The organism is Cupriavidus sp. 8B, from assembly GCF_054589115.1.
Genome location: NZ_BAAILO010000005.1, coordinates 35,855 through 52,653 on the forward strand (window position 1 = coordinate 35,855; position 16,799 = coordinate 52,653).

At 63.5% G+C, this 16,799-nt stretch carries 21 protein-coding genes, 1 tRNA gene and 2 pseudogenes; 13 read left to right on the forward strand and 11 right to left on the reverse strand.

The features are described 5' to 3' along the window. Positions 1 to 381: 381 nt before the first annotated feature. A complete protein-coding gene (locus ACYP5B_RS00410) occupies positions 382 to 579 on the forward strand; it encodes a hypothetical protein (protein WP_267604207.1) in 198 nt (65 codons plus the stop codon). 99 nt (positions 580 to 678) lie between these two features. Further along, positions 679 to 1,653 carry a GlxA family transcriptional regulator gene (locus ACYP5B_RS00415; protein ID WP_459568126.1) on the forward strand — a complete coding sequence of 325 codons (975 nt, stop codon included), beginning with the start codon at positions 679 to 681 and terminating at the stop codon, positions 1,651 to 1,653. Positions 1,654 to 1,746: 93 nt separating this feature from the next. Here ACYP5B_RS00415 and ACYP5B_RS00420 read toward each other — a convergent pair. From ACYP5B_RS00420 to ACYP5B_RS00440, 5 genes and pseudogenes are all read right to left on the reverse strand, one after another. Further along, positions 1,747 to 2,061, reverse strand: a pseudogene (locus tag ACYP5B_RS00420) (MFS transporter); the annotation flags it as partial. Positions 2,062 to 2,215: 154 nt separating this feature from the next. Next, positions 2,216 to 3,199 (reverse strand): aldo/keto reductase, encoded by a 984-nt coding sequence (locus ACYP5B_RS00425; protein WP_459568127.1) that lies wholly within the window; start codon positions 3,197 to 3,199, stop codon positions 2,216 to 2,218. A 27-nt stretch (positions 3,200 to 3,226) separates the two neighbouring features. Further along, positions 3,227 to 4,231 carry an aldo/keto reductase gene (locus tag ACYP5B_RS00430; RefSeq protein ID WP_459568128.1) on the reverse strand — a complete coding sequence of 335 codons (1,005 nt, stop codon included), beginning with the start codon at positions 4,229 to 4,231 and terminating at the stop codon, positions 3,227 to 3,229. Positions 4,232 to 4,280: 49 nt separating this feature from the next. Continuing rightward, the gene (locus ACYP5B_RS00435; protein WP_318236867.1) at positions 4,281 to 5,042 is read right to left on the reverse strand and encodes a glucose 1-dehydrogenase; all 762 of its coding nucleotides are present in this window, start codon (positions 5,040 to 5,042) and stop codon (positions 4,281 to 4,283) included. Positions 5,043 to 5,183: 141 nt separating this feature from the next. Then, positions 5,184 to 6,077, reverse strand: a complete 894-nt coding sequence (locus ACYP5B_RS00440) for a LysR family transcriptional regulator (RefSeq protein WP_459568129.1) — start codon at positions 6,075 to 6,077, stop codon at positions 5,184 to 5,186. Positions 6,078 to 6,292: 215 nt separating this feature from the next. Here ACYP5B_RS00440 and ACYP5B_RS00445 point away from each other — a divergent pair, with 215 nt between their 5' ends. Next, the gene (locus ACYP5B_RS00445; protein ID WP_400102495.1) at positions 6,293 to 6,778 is read left to right on the forward strand and encodes a (R)-mandelonitrile lyase; all 486 of its coding nucleotides are present in this window, start codon (positions 6,293 to 6,295) and stop codon (positions 6,776 to 6,778) included. Between the two features lie 173 nt (positions 6,779 to 6,951). Next, the gene (locus ACYP5B_RS00450; protein ID WP_459568130.1) at positions 6,952 to 7,620 is read left to right on the forward strand and encodes a carboxymuconolactone decarboxylase family protein; all 669 of its coding nucleotides are present in this window, start codon (positions 6,952 to 6,954) and stop codon (positions 7,618 to 7,620) included. A gap of 110 nt (positions 7,621 to 7,730) precedes the next feature. On the opposite strand, the gene ACYP5B_RS00455 is transcribed toward ACYP5B_RS00450, so the two are convergent. Further along, positions 7,731 to 8,402 (reverse strand): NAD-dependent epimerase/dehydratase family protein, encoded by a 672-nt coding sequence (locus tag ACYP5B_RS00455; RefSeq protein ID WP_459568131.1) that lies wholly within the window; start codon positions 8,400 to 8,402, stop codon positions 7,731 to 7,733. A gap of 188 nt (positions 8,403 to 8,590) precedes the next feature. Here ACYP5B_RS00455 and ACYP5B_RS00460 point away from each other — a divergent pair, with 188 nt between their 5' ends. Together ACYP5B_RS00460 and ACYP5B_RS00465 are read left to right on the forward strand one after the other, a co-directional pair. Next, on the forward strand, positions 8,591 to 8,959 hold the full coding sequence (locus ACYP5B_RS00460; protein WP_459568132.1) for a c-type cytochrome: 369 nt from the start codon (positions 8,591 to 8,593) through the stop codon (positions 8,957 to 8,959). Positions 8,960 to 9,050: 91 nt separating this feature from the next. Beyond that, the gene (locus ACYP5B_RS00465; RefSeq protein ID WP_459568133.1) at positions 9,051 to 9,425 is read left to right on the forward strand and encodes a hypothetical protein; all 375 of its coding nucleotides are present in this window, start codon (positions 9,051 to 9,053) and stop codon (positions 9,423 to 9,425) included. A gap of 30 nt (positions 9,426 to 9,455) precedes the next feature. Here the strand turns inward: ACYP5B_RS00465 and ACYP5B_RS00470 are convergent, their stop codons facing one another. Beyond that, the gene (locus ACYP5B_RS00470) at positions 9,456 to 9,848 is read right to left on the reverse strand and encodes a hypothetical protein (RefSeq protein WP_459568134.1); all 393 of its coding nucleotides are present in this window, start codon (positions 9,846 to 9,848) and stop codon (positions 9,456 to 9,458) included. Between the two features lie 152 nt (positions 9,849 to 10,000). Continuing rightward, positions 10,001 to 10,087, reverse strand: a tRNA-Leu gene (locus ACYP5B_RS00475). Between the two features lie 335 nt (positions 10,088 to 10,422). Here ACYP5B_RS00475 and ACYP5B_RS00480 point away from each other — a divergent pair. The 4 genes and pseudogenes from ACYP5B_RS00480 to ACYP5B_RS00495 form a co-directional block, all read left to right on the forward strand. Continuing rightward, on the forward strand, positions 10,423 to 10,773 hold the full coding sequence (locus ACYP5B_RS00480) for a DUF1428 domain-containing protein (RefSeq protein WP_267604217.1): 351 nt from the start codon (positions 10,423 to 10,425) through the stop codon (positions 10,771 to 10,773). 191 nt (positions 10,774 to 10,964) lie between these two features. Continuing rightward, positions 10,965 to 11,540 carry a TetR/AcrR family transcriptional regulator gene (locus tag ACYP5B_RS00485; protein ID WP_459568135.1) on the forward strand — a complete coding sequence of 192 codons (576 nt, stop codon included), beginning with the start codon at positions 10,965 to 10,967 and terminating at the stop codon, positions 11,538 to 11,540. Between the two features lie 76 nt (positions 11,541 to 11,616). Then, entirely contained in the window at positions 11,617 to 12,312 is a 696-nt protein-coding gene (locus ACYP5B_RS00490) for a pentapeptide repeat-containing protein (protein WP_459568136.1), read from the forward strand. Between the two features lie 45 nt (positions 12,313 to 12,357). After that, positions 12,358 to 12,441: pseudogene (locus tag ACYP5B_RS00495) on the forward strand (LysR family transcriptional regulator); the annotation flags it as partial. A 1-nt stretch (position 12,442) separates the two neighbouring features. Here the strand turns inward: ACYP5B_RS00495 and ACYP5B_RS00500 are convergent. After that, positions 12,443 to 12,784, reverse strand: a complete 342-nt coding sequence (locus tag ACYP5B_RS00500) for a hypothetical protein (RefSeq protein ID WP_400102480.1) — start codon at positions 12,782 to 12,784, stop codon at positions 12,443 to 12,445. A 100-nt stretch (positions 12,785 to 12,884) separates the two neighbouring features. Further along, positions 12,885 to 13,325, reverse strand: coding sequence for a YciI family protein (locus tag ACYP5B_RS00505; RefSeq protein ID WP_459568137.1), 441 nt, complete (start codon positions 13,323 to 13,325; stop codon positions 12,885 to 12,887). Positions 13,326 to 13,582: 257 nt separating this feature from the next. On the opposite strand from ACYP5B_RS00505, the gene ACYP5B_RS00510 reads away from it, so the two are divergent. The 3 genes from ACYP5B_RS00510 (at position 13,583) to ACYP5B_RS00520 (ending at position 15,938) form a co-directional block, all read left to right on the forward strand. Continuing rightward, the gene (locus tag ACYP5B_RS00510; protein ID WP_400103602.1) at positions 13,583 to 14,281 is read left to right on the forward strand and encodes a DUF2076 domain-containing protein; all 699 of its coding nucleotides are present in this window, start codon (positions 13,583 to 13,585) and stop codon (positions 14,279 to 14,281) included. Positions 14,282 to 14,422: 141 nt separating this feature from the next. Then, entirely contained in the window at positions 14,423 to 15,379 is a 957-nt protein-coding gene (pip, locus tag ACYP5B_RS00515) for a prolyl aminopeptidase (RefSeq protein ID WP_459568138.1), read from the forward strand. Positions 15,380 to 15,557: 178 nt separating this feature from the next. Continuing rightward, positions 15,558 to 15,938: a RidA family protein gene (locus tag ACYP5B_RS00520; protein ID WP_318236883.1), complete on the forward strand. Its 381-nt coding sequence runs from the start codon at positions 15,558 to 15,560 to the stop codon at positions 15,936 to 15,938. A gap of 75 nt (positions 15,939 to 16,013) precedes the next feature. On the opposite strand, the gene ACYP5B_RS00525 is transcribed toward ACYP5B_RS00520, so the two are convergent. Continuing rightward, positions 16,014 to 16,382 (reverse strand): DUF1484 family protein, encoded by a 369-nt coding sequence (locus tag ACYP5B_RS00525; protein ID WP_459568139.1) that lies wholly within the window; start codon positions 16,380 to 16,382, stop codon positions 16,014 to 16,016. Positions 16,383 to 16,799 lie beyond the last annotated feature (417 nt).

Below are 16,799 nucleotides of genomic sequence, written 5' to 3' on the forward strand. Positions count from 1 at the left end.
CTGCCGAAGCCAGCGCTCATCCTGCACTGGCGTGGAGCGCGGTCTTTGTCTTTGTGCCTGACCCAACGTCACATCAGCGCAGTTTCACAACCGAAGGCGCAGCGATGAAAAATCCCTGGACCAAGAAGAATCCCTTCATGAGCATCTGGCTGAGCAGCGCCAATTCCGTAGCAGGCGCAGCTCGCGGCCGTGTTGCTGCCGAGGGCCGGCGTCAGTCAACCGCAGTCAGGAAGGAAGCGACCAAGCAAGTCTATGGCTTTTGGAGCGACCTGCTATCGGGCCCCAAACGTCGGCCTGTCAGAGGCGCGAAGAAACGCCGATAGCCGTGTGCGCCCCCGGCGCGTCCCTCACACAAACTCAGCCCCTTGGCAGGAGACGAAGATGTTGAGTCCTCATGAAATCGCCGCATTGATGCACGTCGATAGCACTCAGGACTGCCTTGAACTGAACCCCACCGACTTAGATGTCTTGGTCAACCGGAAATTCGTCCGGTTGGAGCTGCTATCAGAAGGCCGGGTGCGCCTATCCCTGACCAGCCGCGGCCGCGAAGTTCTCAACGCTATCAGCAAGAGTCGCTGACCAGCGATCTGCTTCGGCTATGTCCTCATCATCTTCCCGTTCCGCGCTGCGCAATCGTGCCGCGCACTTCGATCGCACAACAGCAACGTTGGAGGGTGCATGCCCTATGTCCGCCTAGAAGACGAAAACACAGATTTCCTGCAAGCATCCGACCACCTTGGCAGGCGCAGTGCGCGGCGAATCGGCATTCTGGTGTTCGATGGGTTCTCGCTGCTCGGCGCAGGACTTGTCGCGGAAATCTTCCACGCTGCCAACAAGATATCCCGATCAGGCGCAGGCGATGATTGCTTCTACGACGTTCGCTTCCTGTCCTCACACGGCGGCAACATCGCCTGTTCTTCGTCCGTCCTGGTTTGGACCGATGAACTGGATGCCCGCCACGACATCGGCTTCGATGTCCTCTTCATCGCCGGCGGGGTGAAGGCGCACAACGCCGCTGGCGACGAGCGTCTGCATTGCTGGCTCGGCGCCGTCTACCCCAAGACCGCCGCCCTCATGGAGAGCGCCGACGGCCACGCCTTGCTGGCCGCCGCGGGCATTCTCCAGAATCATGAAGAGCCGCAGCGCGCCCGTGCTCGCGCAATGTCTTCACCCGGCGAGCCCGCTAGCCACGGCAAGTCGTTGAAGAGCGCGCTGGCGATCATCAAGAATGATCTGGGGCATGACGTCGCGCGCGTCGTAGCTGAACGCCTGGCTCCGACCTGGAGCGCCGAACTGCTCCCGGGGCGAAACGAGTCCCTCAGCGTAGGCGACAAGATGCGCAAGGCGGCGCGCTGGCTGCACGAGAACTGCGAACGCTCGATCTCTGTTGCCGATGCTGCCCGGATTGCCGCCATGAGCGAGCGCCACTTCCTGCGCTGCTTTAAGCTAGCGATGGGCATTCTCCCCTCCGATTACCTGCTGCGCATACGGCTCGATATGGCGAGCCGCCTGCTCGCCGAAACCGAATTACCGGTCGACAAGATCGCGCGCCGCAGTGGCTTGAGCAACGGCGACCGATTGGCCAAGATATTTCGAAAACGGATGTCGATCTCGCCGATCGAGTTCCGACTGCACAGTCGCAGCGCACTGTAAGGGCGGTAGTGGCGGGCCGGCAGGCCACGCAGTGCGCGTGCGTCGCGCCGTCTCGACTGTGCGGAATTTGCCAACCAGGAAGCCGGTGCCTCAACTCGACAGCGCGCAGCCGGCTGAACCGATGATGAACAGGACCAGCCCGATGGAGATCGGCAAGCGGCGACCGTGCCGGTCACCGACAGGCCCCCACAGAAGCTGGCCCAGGCTGAAGCCGATCAGATACCCGGAAATCATCAGCTCGACAGTACCGGCATCCGCGCGCAGCGCCACGGCCATCGTGGGCAACGCAGGCAGGTACAGGTCCGTCGAGATCAAGGCAAAGGCCATCAAGGTGCTCAGGATTGCCAGGATCCGCAGGCTGTGCACGTTCGCGGCCTGCCGTACGGCAGCGCTGGTGCCGGGCGACATTGCGCCTTGGGTTGCATCGCCGGGCAACGCTCCCGGCCCGGCAGAGGGTTGATCGTTCATCGAAATGGCTCAAGACGTTTTCCAGGCGAACGGCAACCTGCCGGTGCCCGAGCGTCGGGGACCGGCAGGCTGGTGCCACAGGAAAGCAGGTAGGTTAGCGGTCGACGCGCTGCTGCAGGTGGGCAGGGTAGCGATCGCCCACAACCGTGATTTGCCGAAGTGCGGCTTCGATGGCCAACAGGTCGTCAGCCGACAGGTCGAGCGCGGCCGCGCCGACGTTCTCTTCCAGCCGATGCAGCTTGGTGGTGCCCGGAATCGGCACGATCCACGGCTTCTGCGCAAGCAGCCAGGCGAGCGCAACCTGCGCCCGGGTGGCGCCCTTGCCGTCGGCGATCTTGCCGAGCACCTCGACCAGGGCTGCATTGGCCTTGCGGTTCTCCTCGGAGAAGCGCGGCACGACATTACGGAAATCGGTCTTGTCGAACGAGGTGTTCGCGTCGATCGCGCCGGTCAGGAAGCCCTTGCCCAGCGGACTGAACGGCACGAAGCCGATGCCCAGTTCCTCGAGGGTCGGCAGCACCGTCTCCTCTGGCTCGCGCCACCACAGCGAATACTCGCTCTGCAGCGCTGCCACCGGCTGCACGGCGTGGGCACGGCGGATCGACTGCGCTCCCGCTTCGGACATCCCGAAGTGCTTGACCTTGCCTTCCCGGATCAGATCCTTGACGGTGCCAGCCACGTCCTCTACCGGCACGGCCGGATCGATGCGATGCTGGTAGAACAGGTCAATGCGATCGGTCTTCAGGCGCTTGAGCGAAGCCTCGGCAACCGCGCGGATGCGCTCTGGCCTGCTGTCCAGGCCGTTGGCCGAGTTACCGTCCTTGAAGCCAAACTTGGTAGCGATCACCACTTGGTCGCGAAACGGCGCAAGCGCCTCGCCGAGGAGCGCCTCGTTGACAAACGGGCCATAGGCCTCGGCGCTGTCGAAGAACGTGACATCTCGCTCGAATGCAGCCCGAATCAGCTTGATGCCTTCGGATGTCTCGGTGGCCGGGCCGTAACCAAAGCTCAAGCCCATGCAGCCCAGGCCGATCGCCGACACTTCGAGGCCACTGTTTCCAAGCTTGCGTTTTTGCATGATCAATCTCCTTAAGCAACGTCGGCCTCAAACGGCGCGACGACCTTCGATCGGATATCCGGGATCCGTGTAGCCCGGCGTTGACGCGTGGCCGGGAGCAACCAGGTTGTCGACGAACTTCTCGTCGTCCGGGCCGAGCTGCAGCTTCAGGGCTTCGATGTAGCTATCCCAATGCGCCTCGGTCCGAGGCCCTGCGATGGTGGCGCTGACGAGCCGGTTCCTGAGCACCCAGGCCAAGGCGAAGGCGATCGAGGTCGTGCCACGCGCCGCGGCGTGGGCAGCGAGCTTTTGCGCGATCGCCAGGGACTCCGGCCGCCATTCCGTTTGCTGGATGCGCTTGTCGCCGCGGCCTGCGCGCGAGTCGGCCGGCGGCGCGGCATCCGCGGCATATTTCCCGGTCAGCACGCCCCGGGCCAGCGGGCTATACGAAACGACGCCGACACCGTAGTGTGCGGCCGCGGGCAATTGCTCGACCTCCGCGGTGCGGTCGACCAGGTTGTAGAGCGGCTCACTTGCGACCGGCCTGTCGATGCCCAGTTGATCAGCGAGACGCACGATCTCGGCGATGTGCCACCCGCGGAAGTTCGATATGCCGAAGTATCGGATCTTGCCCTGGCGGATCAGATCGCCAATGGCACGCACGCCTTCTTCCAGCGGCGCATCGACCAAGGCGCGGTGGAAGTACAGGATGTCGATATAGTCGGTGCCAAGACGCTTGAGACTGGCTTCCACCGACTGGACAATCCACTTGCGCGATTGCCCCTGCTCGTTCGGCCCCTGCGACGTCGGATACCCGAACTTGGTCGCCACCACCCAGTTGTCGCGGCGCTCGGCGATGGCACGCCCGACAATCTCTTCCGAACGGCCGCCGTGGTAGACGTCGGCGGTATCGATGAAATTGATGCCCTGGTCGAACGCTTTGTCGATGGTGCGCTTCGAGGTGACCTCATCGGTCTCCCCGCCGAACATCATTGCGCCCAGGCACAAGGGCGAAACCTTCAGGGCGCTGCGCCCCAGATATCGGTAATCCATCCTACTTCTCCGCGCAGGCAGTGCCTGCGGTTTATCAGGCTACAAACTCTTATCGCACCGTGTAGCCGCCATCGACCGCGAGCGCGTGTCCGATGACGAAACTGGCGCCGGGGCTGCAAAGCCAGAGCACCGCGCAGGCGATCTCCTCCGGCCGGCCCAGCCGCCCGATCGGCTGCTCCTTCATCAGTTCCTTCATGGCTTCGGGTTCGCTGGCCAGCATGCCCGCGACCATCGGCGTGTCGATGATCCCCGGGCACACCGCGTTGATGCGGATGCCCCTGGCGGCATACTCGAGCGCCGCGCTCTTGGTCATTCCAAGCACGCCATGCTTGGATGCGTGATAGACCGCGCGGCCGGCAATGCCCACCAGCCCGCCGAGCGACGAGCAGTTGACGATCGCACCGCTTGCCTGCTCCCGCATGTGGCGCAACTCGTACTTCATGCAGTTCCAGACGCCGCGCAGATTGATCGCGTTCACGCGATCGAATTCTTCGCCGCTTGCATCGGCGGTTTCCGCGACAGGGCTATTTACGCCCGCGTTGTTGAACGCCGCATCCAGGCGGCCGAAGGTGGACACGGTCAGATCGACCATTGCCTTGACTTGCGCCTCATCGGCCACGTCGCATTGCACGGCAATGGCTTCGTGGCCTGCTGCGACGAGTTGGGCGGCTGCCAGCCGGGCCGACGCTTCGTTCACATCGGCCAGGACGACAGCCGCGCCAGCTTGCGCGAATGCCTGCGCAGTGGCCCGGCCCATGCCAGAGCCGGCGCCGGTGACAAGCGCGACCTTGCCTTCGAAAGAGTGGTCCATCCCTGCCTCGCCTTGAGCGTTTAGTCAGGTGAGATGATAGGGACGTACCGTCTATCGAAAAAGCCCGGAAAGCCGCAAGCCTTTATGAAGTGGACTCATGAATGCCGGCGCCGCCCACGTACATTACGTACGCCAGGTACGCTACGTACGGTAGCGAAGCGCATCGATGACGAGTGCCATCGCTCGCGAGGATTGCCGCCGGCTGGCGTAGTAAGCGTGCAGGCCCGGAAACGTGGGACACCAGTCTTCAAGTATCCAGACGAGACGTCCTGCCGCGACGTGTGCCTGCGCCAGATCCGCGGGGACGTACGCAAGACCATACCCGGATAACGCGGCATCCAGCATCTGATACGTACCGTTGAAGGCAAGCTGGCCCTCTACCCGCACCTGCACTTCACGCTTGCCTTTCTTCAACTCCCATGCGTAGAAGCCACCAAGCGTCGGCAGACGCAGGTTAATGCAGTTGTGCGTGGTCAGGTCCTGTGGCGTCTTTGGCGCCGGCCGCTCTTCCAGATAGGCAGGCGAGCCAACGATGGCCATGCGCATATCGGGCGCGATGCGCACCGCGATCATGTCCTTTGCCACCTGATCGCCGTTGCGCACACCGATGTCATAGCGATCCGCAACGATATCGGAGAGCCCGTAATCCGTGATGATTTCCACCTTGATCTCAGGATACTTCCGAAGCACCTTGGACAGCCTGGGCCACAGGATGGTCTTGGTGGCGTAGTCGGTGGCCGTGATGCGAATGGTGCCCGTGGGTTTATCCCCAAGCTCGGTCACCGCTGTCAGCTCGGCTTCGATCTCCTCGAAGCGGGGGGCCACCGTCTGCAGAAGGCGCTCCCCGGCCTCGGTCGGGGAAACGCTGCGCGTGGTGCGGGTCAGGAGCCGCAGGCCAAGCCTGGTCTCGAGCGCGCGGACCGTGTGGCTCAACGCGGATTGCGACACCCCCAGCTGCGCAGCCGCGCGGGTGAAGCTGCGCTCGCGCGCGACGGCAATGAAGGCAAGCAGGTCGTTAAAGTTTTCGCGCGGCATTGATGAACCCATCTCATAGGTGTTTGCGGATTCTAGCGTCTAGTCACACGCCGGCGCGATGGTTAGATTTGCAGGGTGCACGTTGGCTTGCGTGACAAGCATCGATGCCCCGCACTGCGGCAGCAGGCTTCGGTAACGGGCTTCTTCCCCCAATGCCACATCCACGCGGAGAGACTCGGATGATGCGGCTCCTCACCCTGGCAGCTTCGCTTGCCATGCCGGCCTCGGCTTGCGCCTGTGCAAACGAGGTAGCACCCGCTGCATCGGCCACGCGCTCGCAGCCCCCGGGCCACGATGCACGGTCGATCGCCATCACGCGTAACGGTGCACAACCTTCCACCAAGGTGCCATCTCAGTATTTCACGGGCTCCGCGCGCCTGGACCCGCTGTTCCAGCCTAAGGGGGCTTCGCGGGCATCCGCCGGACTGGTTACGTTCGAGCCGGGAGCGCGCTCCGCCTGGCACACCCACCCGCTGGGCCAAACCTTGATCGTCGCCAGCGGCGTGGGCTGGGTGCAGCAAACGGGCGGCGAGAAGCAGGAGATCAGGCCGGGCGACATCGTATGGATTCCGCCGGGCGTCAAGCACTGGCATGGTGCTACGGCAACCACGGGGATGTCGCATATTGCGATTCAGGAATGGCTTGACGGCAGCAACGTTGACTGGCTGGAGAAGGTCAGCGACGAACAATACGGCAGCTAGGGGCGCTGAGGCGCGCACTGGATCCACAAGCGTTGCAAAGGGAAATATCGATGAAACATGTTGCTGTGTCAGCGGTGATCTTGTCCTCGATGGCTTCTGCCTGCGCGCAGTCGGACCGGCGCATGCCGGACTCGGGAACGCTGCAGCCAGCCTTTTCGCTGGAGGATGTGCGCATGGTGGCGCCGGCGCTGGAACGGTACACACAAGGCACCCTGCTTGGGGATCTGTGGAAGCGCCCCGAGTTGTCGCCGCGCGACCGCAGCATGGTCACGCTCGCGGCCTTGATTGCCCGCAACCAGACGATCGAGATGCCGTACCACGTCAACTTCGCTCTCGACCATGGCGTGAAGCCCGGCGAGATTTCCGAGATCATCACGCATCTCGCCTTCTATTGCGGGTGGGCGAATGCGATGTCCGCGGTGGCGGTGGCAAAAGATGTCTTTGGCAAGCGAGGGATCGGGATCGACCAGTTGCCTGCGGCCTCGGCTGGGCTGCTGCCGATTGACGAAGCGGCGGAGAAGCTGCGTGCCGCGCGTGTCGAGCAGGATGTGGCCCCCGTGGCGCCCGGGCTTGCGGCGTACACCGGCGATGTGCTGTTTCACGATCTGTGGCTACGCCCGGCACTGGCGCCCAGGGACCGGAGCCTGGTCACCGTCAGCGCGCTCATTGCGGCCGGGCAGGTTGCACAGATCCCCTATCACCTCAATCGGGCAATGGATAACGGCCTGACGAAGGCGCAGGCCTCCGAGGTGCTCACGCACCTCGCCTTTTATGCCGGGTGGCCAAACGTGTTTTCCGCCATACCGGTTGCCAGGGGCGTCTTTGAGCAGCGCCCCGGATAGGGGGCACGTCGCATTCAGTCTGGCTCCAGGCCCTTTGCCTTCAACATCGCCCTCGCCGCGTCGGATCCGGGCGGTGAACGTGCGTGCAAAGCACAGCTAAGCCGCACCGATTACCCTCCCCTCGCCAGCGCATTGATGTCGGCGACTTCCAGCACCGGCTGCGGCGCACCCCGCCGTGCGGCATTCAGCATGGCCAGCCCGATGATTTCGGTGGTCAGCACGCTGCGCGGGAACAGCGCCCGCAACAGCGGCAGCAGCGGCGCGGCCACGGTATAGAAAACGCGGTAGGCAGCCGTCTTCGAACGCACACCATGGAGCGGCTGGATGATGCCGGGCCGGAACAGGTAAACCGCCTTGAAGGGCAGCCGCAGCAGCGCATTCTCGGTGCGGCCCTTGACCCGCGCCCACATGCTGCGCCCGCCCTCGGTGCTGTCCGTGCTGGCGCCCGAGACGTAGATGAAGGTCATGCCGGGGTGCAGGCGGACAAGCGTTTCGGCAGCGGCCAGCGTGAAGCTGTAGGTGATGTGGGTGTAGTCCGCCTCGTTCATGCCGGCGGACGATACGCCGAGGCAAAAGAAGCACGCGTCAAAGCCGCGCAAGCGGGATTCGGCCGCGCTGAAGTTCGTCATGTCGGTGTGGACCAGATCAAGGAGCTTTGGATGGTGCTGTTCCAGGGCGCTGCGTCCCACGGTCTGCACCAGTTTCACATCGTCGGCGCGCAGGCACTCGCGCAGCACGCCCTGGCCAACCATGCCGGTGGCGCCAAACAGAAGGACTTTCATGCGGTGGTGCCCTCCTTGGGCAGGGAGTCACGCGTTGCCTCCGGCGCGACCGGAGCGGGGCCGCGCGCGCATGGCGCCGGCCCAGCCAGCATAGCGCACGGCGCCGCTGCCCGGCGGACAGTGAGCCGGCCGCGCGCGCAGTGAGACGAATATAATGCCCGGCTCCTCCCTTGCTCAGCATCCGCCCCATGAAAAAAGCCGCTTTGTTCACCGTGGCGCTGGCCTTGCACGCGGCCGCTCAGGCTGCTGGCGACGCGCATGCCGGCAAGGGCGTGTTCGCCTCGAAGTGTGCCTCGTGCCATAGCGTGGGGCCCTCGGCACGCGCCGCGTTTGGCCCGCAGCTCAATGGGATCTTTGGCAGGGTCGCCGGCGGCACGACCGACTACAAGTACTCCCCTGAGATGAAGAAATCGGGCGTCGTGTGGTCCGAGAAAACGTTGAGCGCGTTTATCCGGTCACCCAGCAAGGTGGTGCCCGGCACCAGGATGCGCTTCTGGGGGATCAGCGACGAGCGGCAGATCGCGGACCTGCTGGCCTACCTGCATGCGCACCAGTAGCTATGGCGACAGAAAGATTCAAACGCTCCGTAACCGATAGAATAGGTGCCAGCGCCACATGGCGTCCCCACAGATCTGATCCGGAGTTGGCATGGAACCCCTCTCATTCGAGTTTGTTACCGTCGAGGAAGCGAGGCTGATCCTGGATGGCGCCGTACCCACGGAGGGCGAGCCCGACTGGGCTGGCATGCGGCTACCGGAATCCGCGGAAGTGAAAACCCTCTCGCCCACCGCGCTCAAATGGCTGGCTGTGCTGCCGCCAGAGGCACGCCCGCTGGAGCTGTGCCGCACCTATCCGCGCATCGGCAACCAGCTGGCAGCGCTCTGCGCTAACCCAACCGCGCTTTCGGACTTCCTGGCCGACCTGCTGATCGACAAGCGCGGCGGGCGCCAGGGGTTTCCCGGCGGCATCGCGCTTGAAATATCGAAACTGCAGGAACACCTTCTGCGCACGATGGAGCCGTAACGGGGTAACGGCAGGGATTCAGCTTTCGGCTTAGCGGGCTTTTCCCGGCGTGCAGTCTTCCACCATGCCGGAGATGCGGCTGGCGCTCATCATGGGGTGCCATTCCCCGGAGCTGCGGATCTCGACATCGGTGCCTTCGGTAGCGCGGCGCAAGCTGATCAGGTGGAAGAACCTGTATTCATCCGCGTCGGCACGCCCGACCCGGATATCGACCTTGCCTGGTTCCGGATACGCGATCACGGTGGCATCGTCGCCCAGCCGCTGCTTCAGGCACAGCACCAGGTCGCCTGTGCTGACCTTGGAGTGCACGCGCTTCGGATCCATCGCCTGAATGGAGTTCGCGGTAACGCCGCCCGAACACGCCGACAGCCATTGCGCAGCCATCGCGACAACCAGCAATACCCGTACCCGACCTTTTGACATTCCCGTTCCTTGGCTAGATGAGTCGGGTGATGTTACATCAAGTGAATTCGGATGCTGTTGCGCGCGCCGGGGTCGAAACGCCGGGTCGAAGCGCTGGGTCGAAACCCAAAAGCAAAAGGCCTGCACGGATGCAGGCCTTTTGCGTTCAATCTTGGTGCCCAGGAGAGGACTCGAACCTCCACAGTGTTGCCACCGCTAGGACCTGAACCTAGTGCGTCTACCAATTTCGCCACCTGGGCTAGGTGAGGTTGCGAATTCTACCCAACGTAATGAAATTTGCAAGTGCTGGCCGCACTGAATCAGAAGAAAAGTACAATTTTCCCCGAGCCCCGCCTGTTGCCGGCCTCGCGGGGGGTCCGTCGGTTCAGGGAAATGGTTCAGCGACCGCAAAGATTCTCATTATTCACACGGCGCCCGGCAAACGACCCGCCGGATTGCCCACCCCTCCCAGCCCCGCGAAATTTTTTCTAGCATGCCTCCATACCCTGTCGATTTCGCCCCCTCCCGTTCGTCGTCCCCATGACGGCGCGCGTCAGGCTCGCCGCTTCGCAGGTAATCCCAAAGGAGATCGGACATGCATTACATCGATGGATTTGTTGTCGCCGTGCCAACGGCCAAGCGCGACATCTACCGCCAGTACGCCGAGGCCGCCGCCGTGGTGTTCAAGGATCATGGCGCGCTGGGGCTGGTCGAATGCTGGGGCGACGATGTGCCCGAGGGCAAGCTCACCTCGTTCCCGATGGCCGTCAAGCTGGAGAAGGACGAGACCGTGGTCTTCTCCTGGATTACCTGGCCATCGCGCAAGGTCCGGGACGAGGGCATGAAGGCCACGATGGAGGACCCCAGGCTGCAGAGCCAGGGGCCGATGCCGTTCGACGGCAAGCGGATGATCTTTGGCGGTTTTGAGATGATCGTCAACGCTTAGCGGCTTGATGGCCGTGCGTAGTTGACCTGGCCCGGGGCTTCCGGGCTGGGTGCGTTCTGGCTGGAGGGGCATTTTCTCGGGGTGACGGGCGACGCCGCCAGCCGCCAGTCCTTTGGATCCGCCTCAGGCAGCGTTTCTTGTCGATCGCCGCGACAGTGCTAGAATAATCAATCCATCCGGCTGGATTGATTATGTCCGAAGCAAGCAGGCGCCCCAAGAACCCCGAACTGATCCGAATCCAATGCCTGTCCGTGGTGCGGGACCTGCTGGTCTCCCAAGGCCCCGAGTCGGTGACGCTCGACCTGGTGGCGCAACGTGCCGGCGTGACCAAAGGCGGGTTGCAGTATCACTACCGCAGCAAGAATGCCCTGCTCGAAGCGCTGAGAGACCAGCTCTTCGAGGAATTCGAAAAGGCCTATCAGCGCGCGCTGTCTGCCGAGGCCGATCGCCCTGGCAAACATGCCCGCGCCTACATCAAGACGTGTTTCGACGATACGGCCGCCAACAACGCGATCGGGACTCAGCGTGCCATCGCCATGCTGGCCTTGACGCTCCCCTCGTGCCGCCAGAAATGGAGCGAGCGCATGACGGACGCCCTCAAGCATGACCTCGCTGGCACCGCTGCTGAAGACCAGCTCCTCATCTGCCGGCTGGTGGGAGATGGCATGTGGTTTGCGGAGATGTTCGAGGTCTATGACGTCGATGGGCCACGCAAGGCGCGCCTGCTCGCCCTGTTGCTGGACATGTGCGACAGGGCCACCTCCTGATCAGGCTTGACAGACGAAACACACAAAACAGACCACATTGACTTGGCGCGTTTGCCACGCTCCTACGGCGAAATCCATGCCCCCATCCTCTCCCTGCACCATCAGCAACACCCAGCTCTCTCGCAGCGCCATCCTCGAGATTCTTGCCCAACGTCCGGCGCAACTCCGTTTCGAGCAATGCGGCTTCGACGATGAAGACTTGAGTGGGCTGGACTTTTCGTCCGCGGAATTCCTGATGTGCACCTTTGCCGGTGCGCAGCTGAAAAGGGCGAAGCTCGTCGAGTCGAAGTGGATGCGCTGCAAGGCCGCCGGCGCCGACTTCACCCTGGTGGACGCAGGGGAAGCGCGATTCTGCAACAGCGACCTGAACAACACGCAATGGGACCGCGCGCGGCTGGCCAGCGCAATCTTCACGGAAACAAAGCTGACCGGCGCCCGGTTCCGCGAATCCGCCACCCTGGGCCTGGTGTTCCACAACACCCTGCTCGTCGGCTGCGACCTGCGCGGCTTGTCGTTCCGCAAGCAACGCCTCGAGCAGCTCGACTTGTCCGATGCCGACCTCGCCGGCTGCGACTTCCGGGATGCCCTGTTCGAGGGCGGCAGCCTGCGCGGCGCCAACCTCAAGCAGGCCCGCTTCGATGGCGCGGACCTGCGCCTGGCCGAGCTCGGCGGACTGAACCTCATGACCGCCGCGGCTTCATTCAAGGGCGCCATAATCTCTGTGGGACAAGCCGCGGAAATTGTCGGGCAAGCAGGTATCCGCGTCAGCTGAGCAACCTCTACGCGATGTGCGCGGCAAACCCGGACTGCCCCGGAGAGCACCGACCTGGTGGCGATGCTACCTTCGCGGCTGGTTAGCGGCATCACCGCGCTGCAGGTTGCCGAGCCACCGGTTGATGTGATCACCCTCGGCGTACTGCGGTCACCTTGCCGTCCTTGACGTCCAGCGTGCGGCGCTGCGGATTGTAGTCCATGGTGCCTGGCATATGCTGGCCTTCCCGGTCACCAAAGCGCCAGGCGCAGCCATTGAGCAGCGCCGCGGCATTGGCCTCGCTTTTGCCGATCAGGGCTTCATCGCCAAGCTTGTCGGCCTGGCAACCCTCCGGCGTGCCGCGCCCGCCCTGCGGGCCCGGGTTGGGCACGGCACTGGCGGGGGGCTGGGCGGCGCATCCAGCCATGAGCGTTGCGAACACGATCGCGCCCGCCGAGACATGCCGGGTCCATGCGCTTTGCTGTTTTGGCATTCGATTCCCTGATAGAGAGATGGAAAAAGACAAGTCTAGAACAGAAAGGCGCCGCCAGAGCGCCTTGGTGCGCATGCCGCAACCCTGCCTTGGCTCGTCCTCAGCTTGTCTTCTTCGCGGCGGCGCTTTGCGCCTCTGCCCACAGGCGCTCTTCCTGCGCCCGCAGCTCGGGCGTGAGTTCGGCACCGAAATCGTCGAGCTCGAACAGCGGGCGAATCTCGATCTCGGAGTCGCCTTCCATGGGGTTGGGGCAGCGCTTGACCCATTCGACAGCCTCTTCCATGGACTTGACTTGCCACAGCCAGTACCCGGCGACGAGCTCCTTGGTCTCCGCGAACGGTCCATCGATCACGGACCGCTGGCTGCCGGAGAATCGCACCCGCTTGCCCTTGGCGCTTGGGCGCAAGCCCTCGCCCGCGAGCATCACGCCGGCCTTGACTAGTTCTTCATTGAAGTTGCCCATTGCGGTGAGCAGCTCCGTGCTGGGCATCCTGCCGGCTTCCGACTGGGTCGTAGCCTTAACCATCACCATGACACGCATCGTCGTTTCTCCTTGAGTGGGTTGTGGGAACCGCACGCCCTGAAACCAGATCAGGCTCGACGGGCGGCTCTGATACTACGACGAATCGGGATACCGGAAATCGACACGACCCTTAAAATATCTGGCGCGAGGCACGCCTGCCTGGCTTGAGTCGGCCGCGAGACCTGGTAATCACATCCGAGCGCGCTTCTTTAAGTCTCGCTTAAGACTCGGCTCGTAGACTGCCATCACACAAGACAACCCGGATAGGAGCTGCCATGACCCCCCAAGAGATGCAAGCACTGGAAGGCTTCCTGACCCAACTCACGCAGGCCAGGGCCGGCGCCAAGGACCCCCAGGCGGAAGCCCTCATCGCCGACGCCGTCGCCAGGCAGCCGGATGCCGCCTACCTGCTGGTCCAGCGCGCCATGCTGCTTGACCACGCGCTGGCGACAGCCAAGGCGCAGATCTCCACGCTGCAGAGCCAGTTGCAGGCGGCGCAGGCCAACGGCGCCAATCACTTCCTCGACCCGGAAAACGCCTGGGGCAACAGCGCCAACCGCGTGGCACCCAGCCCCGTCATGCCGGCGCCGATGAACGCACCGGTCGCCGTACCGCAAGCAGTGCAGGCACCCCAGCCTGCCCCCGCGCAGCCGTCCCGGCCTGGATTCTTGAGTGGCGGCCTGGGAAGCACCCTGGGCGGCATTGCCACGACAGCAGCCGGCGTAGCCGGCGGCGCGCTCCTGTTCCAGGGCATCGAGAACATGTTCCATCGCAATGGCAGTGGCAATGGCGCAAGCGGCTTCCTGGGACAACCAGGCGCAGGGGCGCAGCCAACGGAGACGGTCGTCAACAACTACTACGGCAATGACGACCGCTCGCCGCTCGGCTCACCGGATGCGGCATTGGACAACGGGCTTCTGGATGACGGATCGGGCAATGACGACTTCCTGAACGACGATACCTGGAACGCCTAGCGCGTTCGGGGGCTTGCCAGGCATGCATGGCAGCGGCCTGGCAGCCCCATCGATCTGATTGTGCTTCGGCACCCAGGTGGAGATAACGCCGGCAACGGCGATACACTCTTGCACTACGCACGCATCCTGGGAACCCGATCCATGCCACAACTTCGCTTGCTCTATCCCGCCATCGAACCCTATGAAACCGGCACGCTCGATGTCGGCGACGGCCACGTGGTCTACTACGAACGCGTTGGCACGCCCGGCGCCAAGCCGGCGGTCTTCCTGCATGGCGGTCCCGGTGGCGGCATATCGGCCGATCACCGTCGCCTGTTCGATCCGGCGCGCTACGACGTCATGCTGTTCGACCAGCGCGGCTGCGGCCGCTCCACGCCCCACGCGGGGCTGGATGCCAACACCACGTGGCACCTGGTGGACGACATCGAGCGCCTGCGCAAGCTGGCCAACGTAGAGCGCTGGCTGGTCTTTGGCGGCTCCTGGGGCTCCACGCTTGCGCTGGCCTATGCGCAGAAACACCCGGAGCGCACCAGCGAACTGGTGCTGCGCGGGGTCTATACCGTGTCGCAGGCGGAGCTCAATTGGTACTACCAGTACGGCGTATCCGAGATGTTCCCCGAGAAATGGGCCCGCTTCCAGGCACCCATCCCGCAGGCCGAACGCGGCGACATGATGGCCGCCTACCGCAAGGTGCTGACCGGCGGCGATACCGAAAAGCAGCTGGAAGCCGCCCGCGCATGGAGCGTGTGGGAAGGTGAGACCATCACCCTGCTGCCCGACCCGTCCAACACCGCCAAGCATGACGACGGACATTTCGCGCTAGCGTTTGCGCGGCTGGAGAACCACTACTTCACGCATCTCGCCTGGCTGGAAGACGGCCAGTTGCTGCGCGACGCGCATCGCCTTGCCGGCATACCCGGCGTGATCGTGCACGGCCGCTACGATATGCCCTGCCCGGCGCGGTATGCCTATGCGCTGCACCAGGCGTGGCCGGACTCCGACCTGCACCTGATAGAAGGCGCCGGGCACGCGTGGACCGAGCCCGGCATCATGGATCAGTTGATTGCCGCCACCGACCGGTTTGCGGCGGCGCAATGATCGTCTTGGTGCCGCCAGCCTTGGGGGGGCGCAGCGCCGAAACGGACTTTTGATGGCCGGCGGTTGGGATCTTGAACACCCGTGTCCTAGACTTGAAGACCGCATTGCCACCACCCGGCTGCGCATTGGCCGGCGGATGGCAAAGCGGCATTCAAGGCTCTCACCGACAGGGTGCACCATGGAATTCCTGAACTCCGGCAAAGTTCTCCCCGCAGGGCTGCCATTCTCCGAAGCCGTGCGCGTTGGCGATATGTTCTACCTCTCTGGACAGATGGGCATCGTCCACGGCAGCACCCGCCTGGTGCCCGGCGGCATCCGCGAAGAAGCCAAGCAGGCGCTGATGAACATCCGCATCACGCTGGAAGCGCATGGCCTGTCGCTCAAGCACGTCGCCAAATGCACCATCTTTCTGGCCGACATCAGCGAATGGCAGGCGTTCAACGAGGTCTACAAGGAGTTCTTCCAGGCGCCCTATCCGGCGCGCAGTGCGCTTGGAGCGAATGGGTTGGCGCTTGGGGCCAGGGTGGAGGTGGAGTGTATTGCGGTGTTTAGTGGCTGAGCTGGTGGCATGTGGCCGCGAGCGGCCACGCCCCGCCTGCGGGACAGTGGCGCCGCTCGCCTCTATCGATCTGCCTTAGAGCATGCCCTGCACGCGATTCAAAGCTTCGTCCAACTGCTGCTTCAACGGCGTCAGCAGACAGTGCAGCCCGTGGCTGTCCTCCACGTCGTCGCTATCAAAATCAAGCAGCCTTAGAACAGCACCGAGCCCAGCGCTGACGCGCAGCAGGTCGGCGCAGCTTTCTTGCGCGATGCTTTGCGCACGGCTACGAAGTTCCTCGAGTTGGTAGGCTAGTTCCTGGACGCCGAGCTTGGTGGGCGTGTCGGCAGGGAAGGTCAGGCGCATTAATTCGGCAAGGAGGGGGGATTGCCGGGAGATGGCGAGCGAGCGCTCGATTTGCTGCGGGAGGTTCTCTGAAACGTTGTGAGCAATGGAAGTAGGCATAGCGATCTCAAACGAAAATTGAGCCGCAAAGGGCGGCGATCCGTCTGTGACTTTTTTGCGAGTTCCCACGCTCGGCCACCCTTGTTTGGGGTGACGTGGTAGATTCTCGGCCAGTCAACGGTGGAAGTCAATCGACCCGGCGGAGCAAGGAGTCGCCAGTGCGTCGCAGCTTTCGCGTTCACCCCCCTCGATACTTGTTCGCTTCTAGCCCCGCTGACGCGGGGAGTGTCTCTTGTGGGCGGGGTTTTGATGCTTTTAGCTGCTGTCGCGGCTGTACGGTGTTGCCGTTTTAGAACGTGTGAGATGTCACTTTTCTTTACTCGCGGCGTGTGTCAAGGTAGTTGTCGCCTCAGCCGTTACGCTGCTTGCTTGTAATTCTCTGCGTTTTGCTGCGCTCGCTCCGGGTTCAGGTACACC